The sequence below is a fragment of the Streptomyces sp. NPDC093097 genome (assembly GCF_044754325.1).
Taxonomy (GTDB): Bacteria; Actinomycetota; Actinomycetes; order Streptomycetales; family Streptomycetaceae; genus Streptomyces.
The window spans coordinates 164,024-187,613 of record NZ_JBIVOW010000010.1; the positions used below are offsets into that span (position 1 = coordinate 164,024).

General features: G+C 72.4%; 16 protein-coding genes and 1 tRNA gene. 8 read left to right on the forward strand and 9 right to left on the reverse strand.

Features of this window, described 5'->3' with window-relative positions; translation table 11 throughout:
• The first annotated feature begins 341 nt into the window (after positions 1 to 341).
• Both ACIQE0_RS19260 and hrpB read left to right on the forward strand, forming a co-directional pair.
• Positions 342 to 1,172 carry a class I SAM-dependent methyltransferase gene (locus ACIQE0_RS19260; RefSeq protein WP_402333565.1) on the forward strand — a complete coding sequence of 277 codons (831 nt, stop codon included), beginning with the start codon at positions 342 to 344 and terminating at the stop codon, positions 1,170 to 1,172.
• A gap of 67 nt (positions 1,173 to 1,239) precedes the next feature.
• Positions 1,240 to 3,834, forward strand: coding sequence for an ATP-dependent helicase HrpB (hrpB, locus tag ACIQE0_RS19265; protein ID WP_402333568.1), 2,595 nt, complete (start codon positions 1,240 to 1,242; stop codon positions 3,832 to 3,834).
• A gap of 144 nt (positions 3,835 to 3,978) precedes the next feature.
• Here hrpB and ACIQE0_RS19270 read toward each other — a convergent pair whose 3' ends face one another.
• The 3 genes from ACIQE0_RS19270 to ACIQE0_RS19280 all read right to left on the reverse strand — a co-directional run bounded on the left by ACIQE0_RS19270 (position 3,979) and on the right by ACIQE0_RS19280 (position 7,207).
• Positions 3,979 to 4,971, reverse strand: a complete 993-nt coding sequence (locus tag ACIQE0_RS19270) for a DUF3068 domain-containing protein (RefSeq protein WP_402333570.1) — start codon at positions 4,969 to 4,971, stop codon at positions 3,979 to 3,981.
• Between the two features lie 72 nt (positions 4,972 to 5,043).
• Complete coding sequence (locus ACIQE0_RS19275; protein ID WP_366331820.1) at positions 5,044 to 5,178, reverse strand: SPW_0924 family protein; 135 nt, start codon at positions 5,176 to 5,178, stop codon at positions 5,044 to 5,046.
• Positions 5,179 to 5,326: 148 nt separating this feature from the next.
• A complete protein-coding gene (locus ACIQE0_RS19280; RefSeq protein ID WP_402333573.1) occupies positions 5,327 to 7,207 on the reverse strand; it encodes a lytic transglycosylase in 1,881 nt (626 codons plus the stop codon).
• A 183-nt stretch (positions 7,208 to 7,390) separates the two neighbouring features.
• On the opposite strand from ACIQE0_RS19280, the gene ACIQE0_RS19285 reads away from it, so the two are divergent.
• Entirely contained in the window at positions 7,391 to 8,269 is an 879-nt protein-coding gene (locus ACIQE0_RS19285; protein ID WP_402333576.1) for a DUF4184 family protein, read from the forward strand.
• 51 nt (positions 8,270 to 8,320) lie between these two features.
• On the opposite strand, the gene polA is transcribed toward ACIQE0_RS19285, so the two are convergent.
• Entirely contained in the window at positions 8,321 to 11,035 is a 2,715-nt protein-coding gene (gene polA / locus ACIQE0_RS19290; RefSeq protein WP_366331817.1) for a DNA polymerase I, read from the reverse strand.
• Positions 11,036 to 11,263: 228 nt separating this feature from the next.
• Between polA and ACIQE0_RS19295 the strand changes: the two genes are divergently transcribed.
• Positions 11,264 to 13,549 (forward strand): FdhF/YdeP family oxidoreductase, encoded by a 2,286-nt coding sequence (locus ACIQE0_RS19295; protein WP_402333579.1) that lies wholly within the window; start codon positions 11,264 to 11,266, stop codon positions 13,547 to 13,549.
• A gap of 135 nt (positions 13,550 to 13,684) precedes the next feature.
• On the forward strand, positions 13,685 to 14,158 hold the full coding sequence (locus ACIQE0_RS19300; protein WP_402333581.1) for a PaaI family thioesterase: 474 nt from the start codon (positions 13,685 to 13,687) through the stop codon (positions 14,156 to 14,158).
• Positions 14,159 to 14,340: 182 nt separating this feature from the next.
• Here the strand turns inward: ACIQE0_RS19300 and ACIQE0_RS19305 are convergent, their stop codons facing one another.
• The gene (locus ACIQE0_RS19305) at positions 14,341 to 15,006 is read right to left on the reverse strand and encodes a response regulator (protein ID WP_366331814.1); all 666 of its coding nucleotides are present in this window, start codon (positions 15,004 to 15,006) and stop codon (positions 14,341 to 14,343) included.
• Positions 15,007 to 15,106: 100 nt separating this feature from the next.
• Here ACIQE0_RS19305 and ACIQE0_RS19310 point away from each other — a divergent pair.
• Both ACIQE0_RS19310 and ACIQE0_RS19315 read left to right on the forward strand, forming a co-directional pair.
• Positions 15,107 to 15,179: transfer RNA gene (locus ACIQE0_RS19310), tRNA-Leu, on the forward strand.
• 110 nt (positions 15,180 to 15,289) lie between these two features.
• Positions 15,290 to 16,060, forward strand: a complete 771-nt coding sequence (locus ACIQE0_RS19315) for a transcriptional regulator (protein ID WP_402333585.1) — start codon at positions 15,290 to 15,292, stop codon at positions 16,058 to 16,060.
• Between the two features lie 59 nt (positions 16,061 to 16,119).
• Here the strand turns inward: ACIQE0_RS19315 and pyk are convergent, their stop codons facing one another.
• Positions 16,120 to 17,562, reverse strand: coding sequence for a pyruvate kinase (pyk, locus tag ACIQE0_RS19320; RefSeq protein ID WP_402333588.1), 1,443 nt, complete (start codon positions 17,560 to 17,562; stop codon positions 16,120 to 16,122).
• Between the two features lie 145 nt (positions 17,563 to 17,707).
• Entirely contained in the window at positions 17,708 to 18,406 is a 699-nt protein-coding gene (locus ACIQE0_RS19325) for an SIMPL domain-containing protein (protein WP_402333590.1), read from the reverse strand.
• A gap of 239 nt (positions 18,407 to 18,645) precedes the next feature.
• Between ACIQE0_RS19325 and ACIQE0_RS19330 the strand changes: the two genes are divergently transcribed.
• On the forward strand, positions 18,646 to 20,454 hold the full coding sequence (locus tag ACIQE0_RS19330) for a bifunctional metallophosphatase/5'-nucleotidase (protein ID WP_402333593.1): 1,809 nt from the start codon (positions 18,646 to 18,648) through the stop codon (positions 20,452 to 20,454).
• A gap of 61 nt (positions 20,455 to 20,515) precedes the next feature.
• Here ACIQE0_RS19330 and ACIQE0_RS19335 read toward each other — a convergent pair whose 3' ends face one another.
• Both ACIQE0_RS19335 and ACIQE0_RS19340 read right to left on the reverse strand, forming a co-directional pair.
• Positions 20,516 to 21,949, reverse strand: a complete 1,434-nt coding sequence (locus ACIQE0_RS19335; protein ID WP_402333595.1) for a lysine N(6)-hydroxylase/L-ornithine N(5)-oxygenase family protein — start codon at positions 21,947 to 21,949, stop codon at positions 20,516 to 20,518.
• Complete coding sequence (locus tag ACIQE0_RS19340; protein WP_402333598.1) at positions 21,946 to 23,358, reverse strand: pyridoxal phosphate-dependent decarboxylase family protein; 1,413 nt, start codon at positions 23,356 to 23,358, stop codon at positions 21,946 to 21,948. The genes ACIQE0_RS19335 and ACIQE0_RS19340 overlap by 4 nt, the downstream gene beginning before the upstream one ends.
• Positions 23,359 to 23,590: the final 232 nt, after the last annotated feature.

Genomic DNA, 23,590 nt, shown 5'->3' on the forward strand with positions numbered 1-23,590 from the left:
TCGTAGGTACTGCTACGCCGAGAGCCCGTATCGCCTCTGCATCAGACCGGACAGCGTCTAAGGCGCATTCTCCGGAGCCCCGCAAAAACCGGAGCGGTCCGAAACGCCTCACAACCGAGGGGACATTCATACAGATGCGAGCGCGGCCTGCTCCGTCCGAGGCACGCAGGCCCGCAGCGCAACTTGTAGCATACGGGGGCAGCCGGACAGGGTCAATGCGCGAAAGGCGCACACCCGGGACAGAACGCCCCATAACCGGCGCACGCGATGTTCCGCGAGGCCGTACGGCCTCACAGTCCCCCGCTGCGACAAGCACTGCGAAGACTACGACGACGGGCGCGATGAGCCAATACGCGAAGGACAACGAGCCGGAGGCGACCCGCCGCGACGCCTCGGAAACCGAGAGCAGCCGGGCCAGTCGCGGCTGGTGGGACCGCAACGCGGACGAGTACCAAAGGGAGCACGGCGCCTTCCTGGGGGACGACCGGTTCGTCTGGGGCCCGGAGGGGCTCGACGAGGCCGATGCCGCACTGCTGGGGCCGACCGCGGAGCTGAAGGGCCGGCGCGTCCTGGAGATCGGGGCCGGGGCGGCCCAGTGCTCCCGGTGGCTGGCGGCCCAGGGGGCGCTCCCGGTGGCGCTGGACCTCTCCCACCGGCAGCTCCAGCACGCACTGCGGATCGCCGACGACGCGAGCGACCCGGTCGAGCTGGTGGAGGCGGACGCGGGCGCGCTGCCGTTCCGCGACGGCAGCTTCGACCTGGCCTGCTCCGCCTACGGGGCGCTGCCGTTCGTCGCCGATCCGGTGCAGGTGCTGCGCGAGGTCCGACGGGTGCTGCGGCCGGGCGGGCGGTTCGTCTTCTCGGTGACCCACCCGATCCGCTGGGCGTTCCCCGACGAGCCGGGCCCCGAGGGCCTGTCGGTGGCGGCCTCCTACTTCGACCGCACGCCGTACGTGGAGCAGGACGAGAGCGGGCGCGCGGTGTATGTGGAGCACCACCGGACGGTGGGCGACCGGGTGCGGGACGTGGTGACGGCCGGATTCCGGCTGGTGGACCTCGTCGAACCGGAATGGCCGGAATGGAACACCCAGGAGTGGGGTGGCTGGTCGCCGCTGCGGGGGCAGCTGATCCCGGGCACGGCGATCTTCGTGTGCACCGCCGAGGAGGCGTAGCGGCCCCTGGGCGGAGCGCACCGGGCCGGGCGGTCGACGGGCGGCACCGGGGCGGCAGACTGGAGCGGTGAGCCTCACCCCTTCCCCGGCCGCCGGCACGCCCGGTGCCGCCCTCGCCGAACTGCCCGTCCGCAGTGCGCTGCCCGCGCTGCGCAGTGCCCTGGACACGGCCGGTGCCGCGGTGCTGTGCGCGCCGCCGGGCACCGGCAAGACGACCCTGGTGCCGCTGGAGCTCGCCGGGCTGACCGGTGACGGGCCGCGGCGGCGGGTGCTCGTCGCCGAGCCGCGGCGGATCGCGGCCCGCGCGGCGGCCCGGCGGATGGCCTGGCTGCTGGGCGAGCGGGTGGGCGGCAGCGTCGGCTTCACCGTGCGCGGGGAGCGGCGGGCCGGGCCCCGCACCGCGGTGGAGGTGGTGACCACCGGGGTGCTGCTGCAGCGGTTGCAGCGCGATCCGGAGCTGGCCGGGGTGGACGCCGTGGTGCTGGACGAGTGCCACGAGCGGCATCTGGACGCCGATACCTGTGCGGCCTTCCTGCTCGACGTGCGGGCGGCGCTGCGGCCGGAGCTGCGGTTGCTGGCGGCCTCGGCGACGACGGACGCGGAGGGGTGGGCGCGCCTGCTGGGCGGCGCCGGCGAACCGGCTCCCGTGATCGCGGCGGAAGGGGTCTCGCACCCGGTGGAGACGGTGTGGGCGCCACCGGAGCGGGCGGTCGCGCCGGCGCACGGGATGCGGGTGGATCCCGCGCTGCTGGCGCACGTCGCCGCCGTGGTGCGGCGGGCGCTGCGCGAGCAGACCGGTGACGTGCTGTGCTTCCTGCCCGGCGTCGGGGAGATCGCGCGGGTCGCCGGGCAACTGGCCGGCGTGGACGCCGAGTTGCTGCAGGTGCACGGGCGGGCGCCGGCCGAGGTGCAGGACGCGGTGCTGGCGGGCGGGGACGGGCGGCGCCGGGTCGTGCTGGCGACCTCGGTGGCGGAGTCCAGCCTGACCGTCCCGGGGGTGCGGGTGGTGGTGGACAGCGGGCTGGCACGGGTGCCGCGGATGGACCATGCGCGCGGGCTCAGCGCGCTGACGACCGTACGGGCCTCGCGGGCGGCCGCGCGGCAGCGGGCCGGCCGGGCCGGGCGGCAGGGGCCCGGCGTGGCCTACCGCTGCTGGGCCGAGGGGGAGGACGGGCGGCTGCCGCGCTTCCCGGACCCGGAGATCAAGGTCGCCGATCTGACCGCGTTCGCCCTCCAGACGGCCTGCTGGGGCGATCCGTCGGCCAGCGGGCTGGCGCTGCTCGACGCCCCGCCGGCCGGGGCGCTGGCCGCGGCCCGCGAGGTGCTGACCGCGATCGGAGCCGTGGACGAGGCGGGCCGGGCGACGGCGCGGGGCGTGCGGATGGCGCGGCTCGGGCTGCATCCACGGCTGGCCCGGGCGCTGCTGGACGGTGCGCCCGAGGTCGGGGTGCGGCGCGCCGCGGAGGTGGTGGCGCTGCTGAGCGAGGAGCCGCCGCGGTCCTACGGGGACGATCTGGCGGCGGCGTGGCGCACCGCGCGGCGCGGCGGCGACGCCTATGCCGGGCGCTGGCGGCAGGAGGCGCGGCGGCTCGCGGCGGCAGCCGGGGAACCGGCGCCGGAGCCCGCGGAGCACTCGGCGGCCGGCCCGGCCTCCGAGGACGCGGTGGCCGGGCTGATCGCGGCGCTGGCCTTCCCGGAGCGGGTGGCCAGGGCGCGCGGCGCCGGCAGCTATCTGATGGCGTCCGGGACCGGGGCCGATCTGGCCGGGGCGGGGGCCGGGGGCCGGGCCGGGGACGGATCGCGCCTGCGGGACGCGGCCTGGCTGGCGGTCGCGGTGGCGGACCGGCCGGTCGCGGCGGCGTCCGCGCGGATCCGGCTCGCGGCCGTGATCGACGAGGAGACCGCGCGCGCCGCGGCCGGGGCGCTGGCCTCCTCCGGTGCGGAGGTGCACTGGGCGGACGGGGAGGTGGTGGCCCGGCAGGTGAGCCGGCTGGGCGCGATCGAACTGGCGGCCCGGCCGCTGACCGCGCCGGACCCCGGACTGCTGCGGCACGCGGTCGTCGACGGCCTGCGGCGGGAAGGGCTCGGGCTGCTGCGCTGGACGCCCGGCGCGGGCGCGGTGCGGGAGCGGATGGCCTTCCTGCACCGGGAGTTGGGCGCGCCGTGGCCGGAGGTGTCGGACGCGGCGCTGCTGGCGCGCGTCGAGGACTGGCTGGGGCCGGAGTTGGGGCGGGCCCGGCGGCGGGCCGATCTGGCGCGGATCGACGCGGGGCAGGCGCTGACCCGGCTGCTGCCGTGGGCGACCGGTGAGGCGGTGCGCTTCGAGGAGCTGGCACCGGAGCGGATCGCGGTGCCCAGCGGCTCCCGGGTGCGCGTGGACTACGGCGGTGAACAGCCCGTACTGGCCGTCAAACTGCAGGAGTTGTTCGGGCTGCGGGAGTCGCCGCGGGTGGCGGGCGGGCGGGTGCCCGTGCTGGTGCACCTGCTGTCGCCGGCGGGGCGGCCGGCCGCGGTCACGGCGGATCTGGCCTCCTTCTGGCGGGAGGGCTACCGGGCCGTGCGCGCCGAGCTGCGCGGCCGCTACCCCAAGCACCCCTGGCCGGAGGACCCGTCCACGGCCGAGCCGACCCGGCACACCACGGCGCGGCTGCGACGGGGGTGAGGCCCCGCCGGGCGGGGCGGGCCCTCCGCGGCGCGGACGGGCCCGGGCGGGCGCTCCCCTCGGGGCGGCGGAATCCGTCAACTCCCGTGCGGGGAGGGCGCATCGGCGGTCTCGCGGTCGGTGCGTCGGCGTCATGTCTCCACGCTACGGGCCACCACTGACAACGCCACCGGCCGGCGGTGCCGGGACCGTACCGGGCCGCCTGCCGCGGGCTTCGAGGAGCAGGCCGGCGGCGAGGAGCGCGACACCGAGGGCCAGAAAGCCCCAGGGGAGGTAGGCGGTGAGCAGCAGGACGAGGGTGCGCTGGGAGGACACCAGGGCGACGGTGGCGTCGACGTAGTCGGCGCGCATCCTCACATGGCCGGCGAAGGCGGTGACCTTGCCGCCGCCGGGCAGCAGTCGGCCGCCGCGCAGCTCCTCCTTGTGGATCTCCTCGCCGTTGACCGGGGCGCCGGTGACCGGGTCGACCCAGAACATCCGCGTGGTGGAGTACCAGCGGGTGGTGCCGGTCTTCTCGACGGCCTGCGGGGTGAGGCCCTTGACCGGCATCTTCTTGGGCAGCGGGACCTCGGTCCAGGGGATGGTCTGCTCGAAGTAGTAGACCGCCAGGCCATGGAAGGTGCGGGTCCCCTTGAAGTGGATGGGGGCGGAGGTGCGGGTCTGGGCGTCGAAGTAGGCGTAGTCGCGCTTCTCGGTGAGGAAGGGCCACTTGTACTCGATGCCGGCGCGGCGCACCGGGTCGCCGTCGACCATCTCCCCGGCGGCGTGGACGGGTTCTTGGGAGTGGGCGTCGAAGACGTAGCGCTCGGGGATCTCGGAGACCATCTTGCCGTCGGGTCCGGCCACGTAGGAGAGGGCGTCCCAGACCACGACGTCGCGGCCGGTGCTCCGCCGGACCCGGTCGGCCTCGGCGACGTCGCCCTTGAGGGTCTGCACGATGGTGACCTTGGGGACCTGCCGGGCCTTCATGGTGCCGTAGTCGAGGAGGGTGGCGGGCCTGGCCTCCAGGACCATGTCCTGGTACTGGCTCGGCGGGATCTTGGCGAGGCGGGGGAAGGCGTACCACCGCATCAGCGGGGACAGCGCGGTGAAGAAGGCGGCCAGGCCGAGCAGGACGAGGCTTGCGGTGCGGCGCATCCCCCGCAGCGGCCTGGACGGACGGGCCCCGGTGCCGGGCGGTGTTCGGCGCATGGCGGTGGCGTCCCTCCCTCAGGGATGTGCGGGGACGGTGGTCAGCAGCGGCTTGGGGGAGGTGCGGCCCTCGGGGGCGCCGATCGCGGTGACGGTGAAGATCAGGGCGAGCGCCGCGGCCAGACCGATCGCGGCTGCTGTCAGGGCGCGCATGGCCGTCCTCCCGGAGAGCCGAGCTGATGCAGCGTCAGGGCGGGGGCACGGTAGCAACCGGCGGCCGAGATGAGAACACGTTTCACCGCCGTCCGGCCCGGGGGTACGGGCGGGACGGCGGTGGCGGTCGTCCGGTCGGGCCGGGCGGTCAGGAGGCGGCGGGCGCCGTCACGGTGAGGGTGAGGGTCAGGACGGCGCCGTCGGCGGTGGTCAGCCGGAGCCGGAAGGTGCCCTGGTGGGCGTCGGTGTAGATCTTCGGGAGGGTGAGCAGGCCGTGGGCGTCGGTGGTGAGGCCGGCCAGGGTGCGGACCGGCTGGTCCTTGGCGGCGCCGGTGGCCTCGGGGTCCTTGAAGTAGGGGCCCCGGTCGTTCTCGGCGGGCTTCTTGGCGTCGTCGGTGACCATGGTGGCGGTGACCGCGACCCCGGCCGCGGCCTTGCCCTGGTAGGTGGCCTTGACCTGGACGGCGTCGTCGGCGTAGGTGCCGCCGGTCCCGGTCGTCAGCCGGCCCTCGGAGGTCCGGGCGAGCGTGTCGGCCTTCGGTGCGGGCTTGGCCGTGACGCTGCCCTTGACGTCGACGGGCGGCACCGTGCGGCCGACGGCGGTGGCGCGGACGGTGAACGCACCGGGGGCGTCACCGGCGCGCAGCGTCGGGGCGGTGGCCAGGCCGTCCTTGTCGGTGGTGACGGTGGCTTCCGTGGCGCTGCCGGGGGCGGGGGCACCCCCTGGCCGCACGAACTTGAGACCTTGGGGGAGGGTGCCGGTGAGGGTGAAGCGGACGGCGGCGCCGGCCACCGGCCTGCCGTCGGCGTCCTTGGCGCGGACCCGTACGGCGGTGGCGAAGTCGGTGCCCGCGGTGGCCGTGAGGTCCTTGCCGTCCTTGGCGTCGACCGCTTCGAGGGCGGTGAGCGGGCCGGGCTTGGCGGGCGGCTTCGGCGTGGGGGTCGGGGTGGGGGTCGGCGTGGGGGCGGGCTTCGGGCCCTGGGTGGGCTTCGGGGACGGCGTGGGATCCGGGGTGCCGCCACCGTGCGAGGGACCCTTGGAGCCGCCGCTTCCGGACGAACCTCCGGGGGGCGTCGGCGCGTTGGGCTTCTTCTGGCCGGCCGTTCCGCCGGACGCCGAGGGCGTGTCCTTGGCATCGCCGCGCCCCTGCTTCCCGCCGCCACCGGGGGCCGCCGTACCGCCACCGCGCTGGACGGGGAGCGTGCCCTTGCCGTCCGGTACTTCGAACGTGCCCTTCCGGTAGAAGGCGTACCAGGACAGCACCGTCCGCAGGTACTCGGTGGAGTTGTTGTAGCCGAGGACGGCCCGGTCCAGGTCGGTCTGGTCCGCCAGGTCGCGGCCGTTGGCGCAGAGGTAGCGGCCGGCGGCGAGGGTGGCGTCGAAGACGTTGTTGGGGTCCTTGACGCCGTCCCCGTTGCCGTCGGCGCCCCAGCCCCGGCCGTCGGGGCCGCCCTGCGACCAGGTGGAGGGGATGAACTGCATCGGGCCGACGGCCCGGTCGTGGACGGGGTCGCCGTCGTAGCGGCCGCCGTCGGTGTCGGGTATCAGGGCGAAGCCGTTGCCGTCGAGCACGGGGCCGAGAATCGGCCGGAGGGTGGTGCCCTCGGCGTCCACCGCGCCGCCGCGGGCGTGGCCGGACTCCACCTCGCCGATCCCGGCGAGGAGTTGCCACGGCAGGTGGCACCCCGGGGTGGAGACGCCCAGCTCGGCCTCGGCCTTCTTGTAGGCGGCCAGGACGGTGGCCGGAATCCCCGCCTGGGAGGGCCCGTGGGCCTGACTGCCGGAACCGCCGGAGTGGCCTGAACTGTTCGGTGGAACGGGGCTCTTGAGGGGCGGCAGGTCGGTGTAGTAGGACGAGCCGCCGTCGATGGGCGAGTCGGCGGGCGGTACCGGAGTGCGGGTGGCGCGGGCTGCCGGGTGTTCGGCGGCACCGGGCGCCTGTGAGGCGGTCAGCGCGGCCAGCGCCGCCGCCGCCACGGCCGTCGAGGCCACTCCCCTTTGGAGTCGCCGCCGGAATGTGGCTGCCATACCTGGTGTCCCCTCGGTGTCGACCTGCTGCGTACGGGCCCGTCGCCGGTGCCCGGCCTTTCGCGCGTGACGTCGTACCGCGCTCCCCCAGCGCTCAACTCCGGCGACACTACGACAACTCGGGCCGCGCAGCCACCACTCCCACCGGCCACATAATGAACCGGATCGATCAAGGAGGGGAAGATGCCGTTCACCCTGAGCCATGCCGCCGCCGTGCTTCCGGCGATCCGCCGCACCGGCGCGGCACGCGGCCCCCTGATCGCCTCCGCACTGGTCGCCGGATCGTTCGCGCCTGATGTGACGTACTACGCGGACACCTTGGTTCCCGGCGGCATGGCGTTCGGCACCGTCACCCACTCCCTGCCCGGCGTGCTGACGGTGGACGTACTGCTCACCGCGGCACTCGTCGGCGGCTGGCTGCTGGTGCGCGAGCCGCTGCTGGAACTGCTGCCGCGGACCGGGTGGACGCGGCTTCGGGCGTTCGCCCGGGGCCGGCCCCAGCGCCCCCGCACGGCCCGCGAACGCGCCGCGCTGGCAGGCTGGTTCGGCATATCGGCGGTGCTCGGCTCCGTCTCCCACGTGGTCTGGGACGCCTTCACCCACCCCGGGCGCTGGGGCACCCGCCTGGTGCCCGCCCTCAACACGGTGGTGGGCGACCGGCCGCTCGCCATGTACCTCCAGTACGCGACCTCGGCACTGGCACTGGTGGGGATCGGGTGGTTCCTCCGCGCGGCGCTGCGGGAGGACCCCGCGGCCGGAACCGGCGACGCCGACCGCGCCGCCCCCGAACTGTCCGTAACGACACGGCTGTTGCTCACCGCCCCGATCGTCCTGGGCGTACTGCTCGGCGCCGGCTACCGCACGCTGCGGGCGTACGCCGTCCACGGGGCGACGGTGGGGTGGTTCGACTACCTGCCCGACCTGCTCTTCGGCGCGGGCGCCGGACTGGCACCCGGACTGCTGCTCTGCGCGGCGGGAACGCGGCTGCGCCGCCGGGCGCAGCACAGCCGCGCCGCAGCGGACGGGAGCGCACCGGCCCGGCCGGCCGACGCCGAGGCCTGACCGGCCCGGGGTGGGTGCGGTGCCGGCACCGCACCCACCCCGGGGCGGCGATCAGTGCGCCGCCGACTCCCAGTCCGCACCGGAGCCGACCGACACGTCCAGCGGGGCCCGGAGCTCGACGGCCGCGGCCATCTCCCTGCGGAGCAGCTCCTCGATCTGGGCGCGCTCCCCCGGGGCCACCTCGACCACGATTTCGTCGTGGACCTGGAGCAGCATCCGGGAGGACAGCCCCGCCGCCCTCATCGCGACGTCCACCCGCAGCATCGCGATCTTGACGATGTCGGCGGCGGTGCCCTGGATCGGGGCGTTCAGCGCCATCCGCTCGGCCATCTCGCGACGCTGGCGGTTGTCGCTGTTGAGGTCCGGCAGATAGCGGCGACGGCCCAGGATCGTCTCGGTGTACCCGGTGGCCCGGGCCTCCTCGACGACCCGCTGGAGGTAGTCCCGCACCCCGCCGAACCGCTCGAAGTAGGTGTCCATCAGCTTGCGGGCCTCATCGGGCTGGATGCCCAGCTGCTGGGAGAGACCGAACGCGGACAGCCCGTAGGCCAGGCCGTACGACATCGCCTTGATCTTGCGGCGCATCTCCGGATCGACCTCGCCCTTGGCCACCGAGAAGACCTGCGAGGCCACCGTGGTGTGCAGGTCCTCACCGGAGGTGAACGCCTCGATCAGGCCCTCGTCCTCGGAGAGATGGGCCATCACCCGCAGCTCGATCTGGCTGTAGTCCGCGGTCAGCAGCGACTCGAAGCCCTCACCGACCACGAAACCGCGGCGGATCGCCCGGCCCTCGTCCGTCCGCACCGGGATGTTCTGGAGGTTGGGGTCGGTGGAGGACAGCCGGCCGGTGGCCGCGACGGTCTGGTTGAAGGTGGTGTGGATCCGGCCGTCCGCCGCGATGGTCTTGATCAGGCCCTCGACCGTGACCCGCAGCTTGGCCTGCTCCCGGTGGCGAAGCATGATCACCGGGAGTTCGTTGTCGGTCTGCGTGGCCAGCCAGGCCAGCGCATCGGCATCGGTGGTGTAGCCGGTCTTGGTCTTCTTGGTCTTCGGCAGCCCCAGCTCCCCGAACAGCACCTCCTGGAGCTGCTTGGGCGAGCCGAGATTGAACTCATGGCCGGCCGCGGCATGCGCCTCCTTGACCGCCTGCTGCACCGCACCGGCGAACTGCTGCTCCATGCGCTCCAGCCACCCGCGGTCGGCGGCGATCCCGGCCCGCTCCATCCGGGCCAGCAGCTCACTGGTCGGCAGCTCCACCTCGCGCAGCAGATCGGCCGCACCGACCTCGGCCAGCTTCGTGGCGAAGGCCGTCCCCAGGTCCAGGACCGTGCGGGCCTGCGCCATCAGCGCCTCCGCCTCGGCCTCCTCGTCCGCACCGAACGCCAGCTGACCGTCCCCGGCAGCGGCCGGCGCCAGATCACGGCCCAGGTACTCGATCGAGAGGGCGTCCAGCGCGAAGGAACGGCGACCGGGCTTGACCAGATACGCGGCCAGCGCGGTGTCCATGGCGACACCGTCGATGCGCCAGCCGTGCTCACCGAAGACCCGCATCAGGCCCTTGGCGTTGTGCATCACCTTCGGCCGCGCCGCATCCGCGCTCCAGGCGGCGAAGGCGCGCTCGTCGGCCTCGTCCAGCTGCGCCGGGTCGAACCACGCCGCCGGCCCGTGCCCGGTGGCCAGCGCCACCTCCGCGACACTGCCGCTGCCCAGCGACCACGCGTCGACGGTGGCCACGCCCAGCGGACCGGCACCGTGCTCGGCCAGCCACCCGGCGAGCTCACCGGTGCCCAGGACCGTGCCGTCCACCTCGACGCCGGCGGCCGGCTCGGCGGCCTCCGCGCCCTCGTCGGCGCCCGGGTCCACCGCCAGGAGACGGTCCCGCAGGCCCTGGTTGCGGATCTCCAGGGCGTTCAGGAACACCTTCAGGGCCTCGCGGTCGTACGCCTCCCGCGTCAGCTCCGCCGGGCCGCAGGACAGCTCGACGTCGCGGACCATCTCGGTCAGCCGGCGGTTCAGCTTCACCGACTCCAGGTGATCGCGGAGATTCTGCCCCGCCTTGCCCTTGACCTCCTCGACACGCTCCACCAACTCGGCGAACGAACCGAACTGGTTGATCCACTTCGTCGCCGTCTTCTCACCGACGCCCGGGATACCGGGGAGGTTGTCCGACGGGTCGCCGCGCAGGGCCGCGAAGTCCGGGTACTGGGCAGGGGTCAGGCCGTACTTCTCGGCGACCTTCTCGGGCGTGAAGCGCGTCAGCTCCGAGACGCCCTTGGTCGGGTACAGAACCGTGACGTCCTCCGAGACCAGCTGGAAGGAATCGCGGTCACCGGTGACGATCGACACCTCGAAGCCCAGCGCCGTGGCCTGGGTGGCGAGCGTGGCGATCACGTCGTCGGCCTCGAAGCCCTCCACCGCGAAACGCTTGACGTGCATCGCGTCCAGCAGCTCGCCGATCAGCTCGACCTGGCCCTTGAACTCGTCGGGCGTCTTGGAGCGGTTCGCCTTGTACTCCGGGAACTCCTCCGAGCGCCACGTCTTGCGGGAGACGTCGAACGCCACCGCGAAGTGCGTGGGCGCCTCGTCACGCAGGGTGTTCGCGAGCATCGACGCGAACCCGTAGATCGCATTGGTCGGTTGCCCGGTCGCCGTCGTGAAATTCTCCACGGGCAGGGCGAAGAACGCCCGGTACGCCATGGAATGCCCGTCCATCAACAGCAGGCGCGGACGGCCGCCCGCCGCCTCGGTGCCGGTCGCTTCGCTCATCTTCACTGCCTTTCCTGCCACGCCCTCGATCCTGCCACGGACCACCGACAATCCCCGCCGCGGCAGAAGACCCCCGACCCCGACCACCGCCACCCCACCGGCCCGCGCCGCCCTTACCCACCCCTCCCGTCCATGACAGGATCGGCACCGCACCACTCACATGTGCACGGCACCGATCGGCCGCGCCCCGGCGATCCCTACCGGCACACGAACCCCAGGGAGAGCGCCATGGCAGGCAAGCCGCCCGCTTCGGATCCCGTCCAGGACGCGCCCGAGGTCAGCGCGCCCGAACACTCCGCCGTCGGCATCCCGGCCATCACCAACGCGCTGAAGATCTCCCAGCAGCAGATGGGCGTCCGCCGCACCGCCCTCACCCTCCTCCGCGTCAACCAGAAGAACGGCTTCGACTGCCCCGGCTGCGCCTGGCCCGAAGGCGACAAACGGCACACCGCCGAATTCTGCGAGAACGGCGCCAAGGCCGTCGCCGAAGAAGCCACCCTCCGCCGCGTCGCCCCCGACTTCTTCACCACCCACACCGTCGCGGACCTCGCCACCCGCAGCGGCTACTGGCTCGGCCAGCAAGGCCGCCTCACCCACCCCATGTACCTCCCCGAAGGCGCCGACCACTACGAACCGATCACCTGGGACCGCGCCTTCGACCTCATCGCCGAGGAGCTCACCGCCCTCGACTCCCCCGACGAAGCCGTCTTCTACACCTCCGGCCGCACCAGCAACGAAGCCGCCTTCCTCTACCAGCTCTTCGCCCGCGAGTTCGGCACCAACAACCTCCCCGACTGCTCCAACATGTGCCACGAGTCCTCCGGCTCCGCACTCACCGCGACCCTCGGCGTCGGCAAGGGCAGCGTCCTCCTGGAAGACCTCTACAAAGCCGACCTGATCATCGTCGCCGGGCAGAACCCCGGCACCAACCACCCCCGCATGCTCACCGCCCTGGAGAAGGCCAAGGCCGGCGGCACCAAGATCATCTCGATCAACCCGCTCCCCGAAGCCGGCCTGGAACGCTTCAAGAACCCCCAGACCCCCCGCGGACTGGCCGGCGGCGGCACCGCCCTCACCGACCTCTTCCTCCAAGTACGCCTCGGCGGCGACCAAGCCCTCTTCCGCGCCCTCAACCGCCGCATCCTGGCCACCGAAGGAGCCCTCGACGAGGACTTCATCAGCCAACACACCCACGGCTTCGAAGAGTTCGCCACCCTCCTGCGCGCCACCGGCGACGACACCGAAACCCTGCGCGCCACCGGCCTGGACCCTGAGGACATCGAACGCGCCCTCGCCATGGTGCTCGCCTCCGAGCGCACCATCGTCTGCTGGGCCATGGGCCTGACCCAGCACAAGCACTCCGTCCCCACCATCCAGGAAGTCGTCAACCTCCTCCTGCTCCGCGGCAACATCGGCCGCCCCGGAGCCGGCGTCTGCCCCGTACGCGGCCACAGCAACGTCCAAGGCGACCGCACCATGGGCATCTTCGAACGCCCCGCACCCGCCTTCCTCGACGCCCTGGAAAAGGAATTCGGCTTCGCCCCGCCCCGCGCACACGGCTACGACGTCGTCCGCGCCATCCGCGCCCTACGCGACGGCCACGCCAAGGTCTTCATCGCCATGGGCGGCAACTTCGTCTCCGCCACCCCCGACACCGACGTCACCGAAGCCGCCGTCCGCCGCGCCCGCCTCACCGTCCACGTCTCCACCAAACTCAACCGCTCCCACGCGGTCACCGGCGCCCGCGCCCTGATCCTCCCCACCCTCGGCCGCACCGAACGCGACCACCAGACCAGCGGCGACCAGTTCGTCACCGTCGAGGACTCCATGGGCATGGTCCACGCCTCCCGCGGCCGCCTCGAACCCGCCGGCCCCCACCTGCTCTCCGAACCCGCCATCGTCGCCCGCCTCGCCCGCCGCGCCCTCGGCACCCACAGCACCACCCCCTGGGAGCAGTTCGAGCAGGACTACGCCACCATCCGCGACCGCATCGCCCGCGTCATCCCCGGCTTCGAGGACTTCAACACCAAGGTCGCCCACCCCGGAGGCTTCACCCTCCCCCACGCCCCCAGGGACAGCCGCAGCTTCCCCACCACCACCGGGAAAGCCAACTTCACCGCCGCCCCCCTGGAATACCCCACCGCCCCCGAAGGACGACTCCTCCTCCAGACCCTCCGCTCCCACGACCAGTACAACACCACCATCTACGGCCTCGACGACCGCTACCGCGGCATCAAGAACGGCCGCCGCGTCGTCCTCGTCCACCCCGACGACGCCACCCAACTCGGCTTCCCCGACGGCACCTACGCCGACCTCGTCAGCGAATGGACCGACGGCAGCGAGCGCCGCGCCCCCGGCTTCCGCGTGGTCCACTACCCCACCGCCCGCGGCTGCGCCGCCGCCTACTACCCCGAGACCAACGTCCTGGTCCCCCTCGACCACACCGCCGACACCAGCAACACCCCCGCCTCCAAGTCCGTCGTCGTCCGTCTGGAAGCCACCCGGGAAGGCTGACCGGCCCGCGCACAGGGCGCCCGCCGGCCCGCAACGGCCACCCCGCGGCGGGCGCCCGCCCCGCGGCCTGATAGGAACAGGCGCAGATCGGCCATGATCATGGCCGCGATCAAGGGCGAGCGAAACGGAGAGTCCATGGGTGAGCAGCGCACGACCACGTTCCCGCAGGAGATCCTCGACCAGTGGTCCGGCATCGGAGTCGACCTGCCCGCCCTGTTCTCCGCCGGACACCTCGGCGAGCGGATGAGCGTCCAGGTCACCCACGCCGACCCCGAACGCGTCGTCGGCACCATGCCCGTCGAAGGCAACACCCAGCCCTACGGGCTCCTGCACGGCGGCGCCTCCGCCGTCCTGGCCGAAACCCTCGGCTCCGTCGGCGCCATGCTCCACGGCGGCCCCACCAAGGTCGCCGTCGGCGTCGACCTCAACTGCACCCACCACCGCGGCGCCCGCTCCGGACTGGTCACCGGCGTCGCCACCCCCGTACACCGCGGCCGCTCCACCACCACCTACGAGATCGCCATCACCGACGAACAGGACAAGCGGATCTGCACCGCCCGCCTGACCTGCCTGCTACGCGACGCCGACCCCGCGATATACCGGGCCTGACGCCGCACGCCGGCCACCTGGCCGGCGCCCCGGCGCCCGCCACGACGGCCCCGCTCCCGAACACCGGAAGCGGGGCCGTCCGTCGTCCGCTGTCCGCTGTCCGCTGTCCGCTGTCCGGGCAGCAGAACGCCGGTGGCGCCCCCACGGGCACCACCGGCGCGCAACGAACCGAAGACCGGGCCCTACTGGCCCTTCTCCTGCTCCCGCTTCTGCTGACGCTCCGACGCGTCCTCGATGACCGCCTCGGCCACCTGATGCATCGACAGCCGACGGTCCATCGACGTCTTCTGGATCCACCGGAAGGCGGCCGGCTCGGTCAGCCCGTACTCGGTCTGCAGCACGCTCTTCGCCCGGTCCACCAGCTTCCGCGTCTCCAGCCGCTGAGTGAGGTCGGCGACCTCCTTCTCCAGCGTCCGCAGCTCGGTGAACCGGCTCACCGCCATCTCGATCGCCGGCACCACGTCGCTCTTGCTGAACGGCTTGACCAGGTACGCCATCGCACCCGCGTCCCTGGCCCGCTCCACCAGCTCGCGCTGCGAGAAAGCGGTCAGCATCAGGACCGGCGCGATGCTCTCCTCGGCGATCTTCTCGGCCGCCGAGATACCGTCCAGGACCGGCATCTTCACGTCCAGGATCACCAGATCGGGACGGTGCTCGCGGGCCAGTTCCACGGCCCGCTGGCCGTCTCCAGCCTCACCGACGACGGTGTATCCCTCTTCCTCCAGCATCTCCTTGAGGTCGAGGCGGATCAGCGCCTCGTCCTCGGCGATCACGACGCGCGTGGTGAGCGGCGGGACGTGTGACTGGTCGCCATCGGCAACGGGCTGCTGGGGCTCGGCGGCGCTCAAGGGGACTCCTCGTTCCAGGCAGGTGGTGCCCCACGAGCCTACCTATCTCCTGTATGTTTGATGCACAGAGGGTTTCCGGGTACCTTGGTTTCCAAGGTAAGCCCTGGTAGCCCAGCGGTAGAGGCACGGTGCTCAAACCACCGACAGCGTGGGTTCGAATCCCACCCAGGGCACTTCACCTTAGTTTCTAAGGTACAGCGCCGGATTGGCGATCTTCACTCATCTCGGTGAACGCTTCTTCGATTCACCGTGACAGAGCGCACCTCGCGTCAGGCTCGCCTCTATGTACGACCGCGCAACCCGCGAACGAGCCCTCGCCCTCGTCGCCCAAGGCCGCAGTCTCAACTCCGTCAGCAAGCAGACCGGAATATCGCGCCATGCGATCCGGGCGTGGACGACCCGGATCGAGCCGCTCTCGCGCAAGGCGGAATGCCCGCGCTGCGAACAGGAACCGCGCCTGCCCGACGCGACCGGTTCCTACGCCTACCTGCTCGGCCTCTACCTCGGTGACGGCTGCATCAGCCGTCAGCCCAGGGGCGGATACGCGCTGCGCATCGCGTGCGCGGACGCCTGGCCCGGACTGATCACGGCGTGCCGGGAGGCGATGCGGACGGTGCGCCCGATGAACAGCGTGTGCGTGGTGCAGAAGCAGGGTTGCGTCATGGTGACCAGCTCCAGCCGGCACTGGCCGTGCCTCTTCCCCCAGCACGGTCCCGGCAGGAAGCACGAGCGGACGATCGTTCTCGAAGCGTGGCAGCAGGCGATCGTGGACGACCATCGCTGGGAGTTCCTCCGCGGGCTCGTCCATTCCGACGGCTGCCGGATCATCAACTGGACGACGCGAACGGTCGGCGGGGAGCGTAAGCGCTACGAATACCCGCGGTACTTCTTCACGAACTTGTCCTCCGACATCCTGCGGCTCTACACCGACGCCCTCGACAAGGTCGGCGTCGAATGGAAGCCCTCGCGGCAATCCCGTAAGGCCGAGAACATCTCCGTCGCCAAGCGCGCCTCCGTGGCGCTCATGGACCAACACATCGGGCCGAAGTCCTGACGGGGACGGCAGTCAGGTACCTCGGCCCAGTTCTTCGTGGTGCGGGGTGGGGCGGCCGGTCAGGGCGCCTGGAGCAGGTCGGCCTCGCCGATGCGGTGGACGCGGACGAGGTTGGTGGAGCCGGGGACTCCGGGCGGGGAGCCGGCGGTGATGATGACGAGGTCGCCCTTGCGGCAGCGGCCGATCTTGAGGAGTTGCTCGTCGACCTGGGCGACCATCTCGTCGGTGGAGTTGACGGTGGGGCCGAGGAAGGTCTCCACGCCCCAGGTGAGGTTGAGTTGGGAGCGGGTGGCGGGGTCGGGGGTGAAGGCGAGGAGGGGGATGGGCGAGCGGTAGCGGGAGAGGCGGCGGACGGTGTCGCCGGACTGGGTGAAGGCGACGAGGAACTTGGCGCCGAGGAAGTCGCCCATTTCGGCGGCGGCTCGGGCGACGGCGCCGCCCTGGGTGCGGGGCTTGCTGCGTTCGGTCAGCGGCGGGAGCCCCTTGGCGAGGATGTCCTCCTCGGCGGCCTCGACGATGCGGCTCATGGTGCGGACGGTCTCGGTGGGGAACTTTCCGACGCTGGTCTCGCCGGAGAGCATCACGGCGTCGGTGCCGTCGATGACGGCGTTGGCGACGTCGCTGGCCTCGGCCCTGGTGGGGCGGGAGTTGTCGATCATCGAGTCGAGCATCTGGGTGGCGACGATGACCGGCTTGGCGTTGCGCTTGGCGAGTTTGACCGCGCGCTTCTGGACGATCGGGACGGTTTCCAGGGGCATTTCGACGCCGAGGTCGCCGCGGGCGACCATGATGCCGTCGAAGGCGGCGACGATGTCGTCGATGTTGTCGACGGCCTGGGGCTTTTCGACCTTGGCGATGACGGGCAGGAAGCGGTTCTCCTCGCGCATGATGCGGTGGACGTCGTGGATGTCGCGGCCGCTGCGGACGAAGGAGAGGGCGATGACGTCGGCTCCGTAGCGCAGGGCCCAGCGGAGGTCGTCCTGGTCCTTCTCGGAGAGGGCGGGGACGGAGACGGCGACGCCGGGGAGGTTGAGGCCCTTGTGGTCGGAGACCATGCCGCCTTCGATGACGGTGGTGTGGACGCGGGGGCCGTCGACGGCGGTGACTTCGAGGGTGACCTTGCCGTCGTCGACGAGGATGCGTTCGCCGGGGGTGACGTCGGCGGCGAGGCCGGCGTAGGTGGTGCCGCAGGTCTGGCGGTCGCCCTCGATGCCGTCCTCGACGGTGATGGTGAAGGTGTCGTCGCGTTCGAGAAGTACGGGGCCTTCGCGGAAGCGGCCCATGCGGATCTTCGGGCCTTGAAGGTCGGCGAGGATACCGACGCTGCGGTGGGACTCCTCGGATGCTTTGCGGACCCGGTCGAAGCGCGCTTCGTGGTCGGCGTAGGTGCCGTGGCTGAGGTTGAAGCGGGCGATGTCCATTCCGGCGTCGACGAGTGCCTTGATCTGCTCGTACGAGTCGGTGGCGGGTCCCAGTGTGCAGACGATTTTTGCTCGGCGCATGGTGCGACCCTATGACCTACCCGACGGTAGGGACCTGTGGCGACATGACTGGCCAACGACCGCTTGGTGAAAGGCTGTTGACAAGTATTGGAATGGGCGCGACGCCGCTCCGATGAGCGGTCGGGCGGGTGTGCGCGGGGGGCCTTCAGAGTGCGGGGCGGGTCATGGTGAAGCGGGCGTTGACGGCGGCGTGGACGGTCTGCCGGCGGGGTTCGAGGTCGAGGGCCGCGACGGGTTCGGCGGGGGCGCTGCGGGCGGCCAGGGCGTAGCTCTGCTGCTGGGGCCGGTCGTCGGCGCCGAGGTCGGCGATTTCGAGGAGGGCGTCGAGGCGGGCGCCGAGGGCTTCGGCGTATTCGCGGGCGCGTTGGACGGCTTCGCGGACGGCCTGGGTGCGGGCGGTGCGGTGGGCGGGTGAGTCGGGGCGCAGGGCCCACCAGGGGCCGTCGACGCGGGTGAGTTCGAGGTCGGCGAGGCGGGTGGTGAGTTCGCCGAGGGCAGTGAAGTCGTTGAGGGTGGCGGTGAGGGTGACGCGTCCGTGGTAGGCGCGGATGCGTTCGTGGCGTCCCTTGTCCGTGAGTTGGGGGGTGAGGGTGAAGCTGCTGGTCTCCAGGTTCTCGACGGCGTCGCCGTAGCTCTTGAGGAGGGTGAGGGCGAGGTCGTTGCGGTGGGTGAGGTCGGTGAGGGCGGTTTGGCGGTCGGTGCCGCGGGCGCTGACGGTGACGGTGATGCGGGCGATTTCGGGGTCGACGTCGAGGCGGGCTTCGCCGCGGACGGCGAGGCGGGGGGCGTCGGGGGTGCCGTAGGGCAGGGCGGGGGTGGTGGGGGGTGCGGGGTGGTCGGTCATGGTGGTGGGGTCCTTCCGTGGTGGTGGGTCCGGGGTCCGGGGTCCGGGGTCCGGGGTCCGGGGTCCGGGGTTGCAGGGTGGCACAGGGGGCGGGGCAGGGGTTGGTCATCGGATCGCAACCTGCGGGGGGTGTTGCGCGGTGGGTGGCTGCGCCAGAATCTACGCGCGTTGCCCGGGTCCGAGGCCCGGGACCGTGGTGCGCTGCATGGGCATGCGCCGTGTCTTTTCTGGGAGTTGGGATGGGGTTCGACCGGAGGAAGTTCCTGGGTGGTTCCGTGGTGGCGGGGGCGGGGGTGGCGCTCGCGGGGGCGGGTGCGCCCGCCGCGTCCGCCGCGCCGGCCGGGAGGGACGGTGCCGGCCGGGGGCGGGACCGGTACGCGTTCACGGTCATGGGGACGACGGATCTGCACGGGAACGTCTTCAACTGGGACTACGCCACCGATGCGGAGTTCGACGATCCGGACCACAACGACGTGGGGCTGGCGAAGATCTCCACGCTGGTGGACGAGGTGCGGCGCGAGCGGGGGCGGGAGAACACCCTGCTGATCGACGCCGGTGACACCATCCAGGGCACGCAGTTGGCGTACTACTACGCGAAGGTGGAGCCGATCACGGGTCCGCACGGCCCGGTGCATCCGATGGCGCGGGCGATGAACGCGATCGGCTATGACGCGGCGGCGCTGGGGAACCACGAGTTCAACTACGGGATTCCGGTGCTGCGGAAGTTCGAGGAGAGCTGCCGTTTTCCGCTGCTGGGGGCGAACGCGCTGGATGCGAAGACGCTGCGGCCGGCGTTCCGGCCGTATGTGATCAAGCGGCTGCGGACGCCGCGGGGGCGGGATGTGCGGGTGGCGGTGCTGGGGCTGACGAATCCGGGCATCGCGATCTGGGACAAGGCGAACGTGCAGGGGAAGTTGGCGTTCCCGGGTCTGGTGGAGCAGGCGGCGCGGTGGGTGCCGAAGTTGCGGTCGATGGGTGCCGATGTGGTGCTCGTGGCGGCGCATTCGGGGGCCAGCGGCACGTCGTCGTACGGGGACCAGTTGCCGTATGTGGAGAACGCGGCGGCGCTGGTGGCGGAGCAGGTGCCGGGGATCGACGCGATCCTGGTGGGGCACGCGCATGTGGAGATCCCGGAGCGGCGGGTGGTGAACAAGACGACGGGCCGTGAGGTGGTGTTGTCGGAGCCGTTGAAGTGGGGGCAGCGGCTGACGTTGTTCGATGTGGAGGTGGAGTGGCGCCGGGGCCGCTGGGAGGTCGCTTCGGTGGCGTCGAAGGTGCTGAACTCCAACGCCGTGGCGGAGGACCGGCGGATCACCGCGATGCTGCGGGCGGAGCAGCGCAAGGTGGTGGCGTATGTGAACCGGGTGATCGGGAAGTCGACGGTGGAGATGTCGGCGCAGGAGGCGCCGGTGAAGGACACGCCGATCCTGGACTTCATCGCGTTCGTGCAGGCGGAGGTGGTGCGCAAGGCGCTGGCCGGGTCGGCGCAGGCGTCGTTGCCGGTGTTGTCGCAGGCGTCGTGTTTCTCGCGGACGGCGAAGGTGCCGGCGGGGGAGGTGTCGATCCGGTCGATGGCGGCGCTGTATCCGTTCGACAACACGCTGGAGGCGCGGGTGCTGACGGGGAAGCAGCTGCGGGAGTACCTGGAGTTCTCGGCGCGCTATTACGTGCAGACGGCGCCGGGTGGTCCGGTGGATCCGGCGCGGATCACCAATGCGGACGGTACGCCGGATTACAACTACGACGCGGTGAGCGGGGTCTCGTATGAGATCGACATCGCGAAGCCGGTGGGTCAGCGGATCGGGAAGCTGACGTTCGACGGGAAGCCGGTGGCGGATGCGGCGCGGTTCGTGGTGGCGGTGAACAACTACCGGGCGAGCGGCGGGGGCGGTTTCCCGCATGTGGCGTCGGCGGAGCAGGTGTGGTCGACGTCGGAGGAGATCCGGAATCTGATCATTGCGTGGGTGGAGGCGAGCAAGGTGATCGATCCGGCGGGGTTCGCTTCGGTGGAGTGGAAGCTGACGCGGGACGGGGTGCCGGTGTTCTAGAGCGTGTCGCCGCCCCTCTCCCCCGGTCCGGGTGCGGGTGGGGTGGGAGGGGCGGTGGCGTTCAGTGGCGGGGGACGAGGGTGGAGTTCTGGCGGGGGACGGCGCCGGGGCGGCGGGCCGGGGGGCGGCTGAGGCCGAAGGTGGTGAAGGCGGTGCGGGTGGGGAGGGGGTAAGTGGACTGGTCGGTGAGGGAGTTGAGGATGGTGGCGCTGCGCCAGGCGGCGAGGCCGAGGTCGGGGGTGCCGACGCCGTGGGTGTGGCGTTCGGCGTTCTGGACGTAGACGGCGCCGGTGACGGCGGGGTCGAGGACGAGGCGGTGGTGCTCGTCGATGCGGGGGCGGTCGGAGGCGTCGCGGCGGAGGTAGGGGCCGAGGGCGGCGAGGAGGGTGTCGAGGCGGCGTTCGCGGTAGCCGGTGGCGAGGACGACGGCGTCGGTGGTGAGGCGGGAGCGGCTGCCTTGTTGGGCGTGTTCGAGGTGGAGTTCGACCTTGGTGGTGCCGACCCGGCCGGCGGTGCGGACCTCGACGCCGGGGGTGAGGACGGCGCCTGGCCAGCCGCCGTCGAGGGTGCGGTGGTAGAGCTCGTCGTGGATGGCGGCGAGGGTGTCGTGGTCGATGCCCTTGTAGAGCTGCCATTGGGCGGGCAGGAGCGCGTCGCGGACGCGTTCGGGGAGGGCGTGGAAGTAGCGGGTGTAGTCGGGGGTGAAGTGCTCCAGGCCGAGTTTGCTGTATTCCATGGGCGCGAACGCCTGGGTGCGGGCGAGCCAGTGGAGGTTCTCCTGGCCGGCGGGGCGGGCGCGGAGCTGGTCGAGGAAGATCTCCGCGCCTGACTGGCCGGCGCCGATGACGGTGAGGTGGTCGGCGGCCAGGAGGCGTTCGCGGTGGTCGAGGTAGTCGGCGGCGTGGACGACGGGGACGGTGGGTGCCTCGGCGAGGGGGCGCAGCGGGATGGGGATGTGGGGGGCGGTGCCGATGCCGAGGACGAGGTTGCGGGCGTAGGTGCGGCCGAGGGCTTCGGCTTCGCCGTCGGCGTCGAGTTGGGTGAAGTCGACTTCGAAGAGGCGGCGTTCGTGGTTCCAGCGGACGGCGTCGATCTGGTGGCCGAAGTGGAGGGCGGGGAGGTTTTCGCTGACCCAGCGGCAGTAGGCGTCGTATTCGGCGCGGTGGATGTGGAAGCGCTCGGCGAAGTAGAAGGGGAAGAGGCGTTCGCGGGTTTTGAGGTAGTTGAGGAAGGTCCAGGGGCTGGCGGGGTCGGCGAGGGTGACGAGGTCGGCGAGGAAGGGGACTTGGAGGGTGGCGCCGTCGATGAGGAGGCCGGGGTGCCAGTGGAAGGCGGGGTGCTGGTCGTAGAAGGCGGTGCGGAGCTCGGTGAGGGGGTGGGCCAGGGCGGCGAGGGAGAGGTTGAACGGGCCGATGCCGATGCCGGCGAGGTCGAGGGGTTCGTCGGGGCCGGGGGTGTCGGTGGCGGTGCCGGGCTCACTGTGTGGGGTGTTCATCGCGGCGTGTGGCCTTCCACGAGTTTGAGGAGGGTGGCGAGGTCTCCGGGTTGGGTGTGGGGGTTGAGGAGGGTGGCTTTGAGCCAGAGGCCGGTGGGGGTGGTGGCGCGGCCGAGGACGGCGTGGCCTTCGGCGAGGAGGGAGCGGCGGATGGCGGCGAGGGTGGTGTCGTCGGCGCCGTGGGGGCGGAAGAGGACGGTGGTGAGGGTGGGGCGGGAGTGGAGTTCGTAGTCGGGGTGGTCCTCGATGAGGTCGGCGAGGATCCGGGCGGCGGCGAGGGTGCGGTCGACGAGGTCGCCGAGGCCTTGGCGGCCGAGGGCCTTGAGGGTGACGGCGATCTTGAGGATGTCGGGGCGGCGGGTGGTGCGCAGGGAGCGGCCGAGGAGGTCGGGGAGGCCGGCTTCGGTGTCGTCGTCGGCGTTGAGGTAGTCGGCCCGGTGGGCGAGGGGGGTGAGGGTGGCCGGGGCGGGGACCGCGAGGAGGCCGGCGGCGACTGGTTGCCAGCCGAGTTTGTGCAGGTCGAGGGTGACCGTGTGGGCGCGGTCGAGGCCGGTCAGGGCGCTGCGGTGGGCGTCGCTGAAGAGGAGCGGGCCGCCGTAGGCGGCGTCGACGTGGAAGCGGGCGCCGTGCTGCTCGGCGAGGTCGGCGAGGGCCGGGAGGGGGTCGATGGCGCCGGCGTCGGTGGTGCCGGCGGTGGCGGTGAGGAGGACGGGCCCGGCGCTTGCGGTGAGTTCGGTGAGGCAGGTGTGGACGGCGGTGGGGTCGAGGGTGCCGTCGGGGGTGGGGAGGGTGAGGGGTTCGGGGAGGCCGAGGAGCCAGGCGGCGCGGTGGATGCTGTGGTGGGCGTTGGCGCCGCAGACGATCCGGAGGGGGTCGGCGGGGTGCGCGGGGCGGGGGGCCTCGCGGGCGAGGAGGACGGCGAGTTGGTTGGACTCGGTGCCGCCGGTGGTGACCAGGGCGTCGGGTGCGGTGGCCGCGGGGTAGACGAGGGCGGCGAGGGCGCGGGTGGTGAGGGCTTCGAGCTCGGAGGCGGCGGGGGCCTGGTCCCAGGAGTCCATCGAGGGGTTGAGGGCGCCGGCGGCGAGGTCGGCGGCGGTGGCCAGGGCCAGTGGGGGGCAGTGCAGGTGGGCGGCGCAGTGCGGGTCGGCGGGGTCGGCGGCACCGGTGGCGAGGGTGTGGACGAGGGCGCGCAGGGCGGTGTGCGGGCCGGCGCCCTCCTCGGGGAGGAGGGGGAGGCAGGCGTCGCGTACGGCTCGGGCGACGGCGTCGGGGCCGCCGGGCGGGAGGGGGCCGCAGCGGTCCTGGGCGCCGGTGGTGAGGGCGTCGAGGACGGTGTCAAGGAAGGGGCGGAGCGCGCGGGGGCCGTCGGTGCCGCCTGCGAGGGCGGTGCCGGCAGGGGCGACTGACATCAAGGGGCTCTTTTTCAGGGGGAGTTGGGAGGAGGGGGCGCCTGGTATAAGGCCGCCCTAAGTTACTGGGCCGGTCCGGCGGGTATCCACCCGTTGCGCCCGGATCACTCGTTCGTGGGACAGGTGTCCCGCAGGTGTTCGGTTGCCTGCGGTCTTGCGCACCGTCGGCGCGTCGAGGAACGGGCGCCGGCGGCGAGCGGCGCACACGACGCGGGTGCCGTCCGGCGGCCCC

What these genes read in the sequence shown, in the direction of transcription:
- ACIQE0_RS19315 (WP_402333585.1), top strand. Translation starts at nt 15,290, where the DNA reads ATGTACGACCGCGCAACCCGCGAACGAGCCCTCGCCCTCGTCGCCCAA.
- ACIQE0_RS19295 (WP_402333579.1), top strand. Translation starts at nt 11,264, where the DNA reads ATGGCAGGCAAGCCGCCCGCTTCGGATCCCGTCCAGGACGCGCCCGAG.
- ACIQE0_RS19260 (WP_402333565.1), top strand. Translation starts at nt 342, where the DNA reads ATGAGCCAATACGCGAAGGACAACGAGCCGGAGGCGACCCGCCGCGAC.
- ACIQE0_RS19300 (WP_402333581.1), top strand. Translation starts at nt 13,685, where the DNA reads ATGGGTGAGCAGCGCACGACCACGTTCCCGCAGGAGATCCTCGACCAG.
- ACIQE0_RS19340 (WP_402333598.1), bottom strand. Translation starts at nt 23,358, where the DNA reads ATGTCAGTCGCCCCTGCCGGCACCGCCCTCGCAGGCGGCACCGACGGC.
- ACIQE0_RS19270 (WP_402333570.1), bottom strand. Translation starts at nt 4,971, where the DNA reads ATGCGCCGCACCGCAAGCCTCGTCCTGCTCGGCCTGGCCGCCTTCTTC.
- ACIQE0_RS19325 (WP_402333590.1), bottom strand. Translation starts at nt 18,406, where the DNA reads ATGACCGACCACCCCGCACCCCCCACCACCCCCGCCCTGCCCTACGGC.
- polA (WP_366331817.1), bottom strand. Translation starts at nt 11,035, where the DNA reads ATGAGCGAAGCGACCGGCACCGAGGCGGCGGGCGGCCGTCCGCGCCTG.
- ACIQE0_RS19335 (WP_402333595.1), bottom strand. Translation starts at nt 21,949, where the DNA reads ATGAACACCCCACACAGTGAGCCCGGCACCGCCACCGACACCCCCGGC.
- ACIQE0_RS19285 (WP_402333576.1), top strand. Translation starts at nt 7,391, where the DNA reads ATGCCGTTCACCCTGAGCCATGCCGCCGCCGTGCTTCCGGCGATCCGC.
- pyk (WP_402333588.1), bottom strand. Translation starts at nt 17,562, where the DNA reads ATGCGCCGAGCAAAAATCGTCTGCACACTGGGACCCGCCACCGACTCG.
- ACIQE0_RS19275 (WP_366331820.1), bottom strand. Translation starts at nt 5,178, where the DNA reads ATGCGCGCCCTGACAGCAGCCGCGATCGGTCTGGCCGCGGCGCTCGCC.
- ACIQE0_RS19280 (WP_402333573.1), bottom strand. Translation starts at nt 7,207, where the DNA reads ATGGCAGCCACATTCCGGCGGCGACTCCAAAGGGGAGTGGCCTCGACG.
- ACIQE0_RS19330 (WP_402333593.1), top strand. Translation starts at nt 18,646, where the DNA reads ATGGGGTTCGACCGGAGGAAGTTCCTGGGTGGTTCCGTGGTGGCGGGG.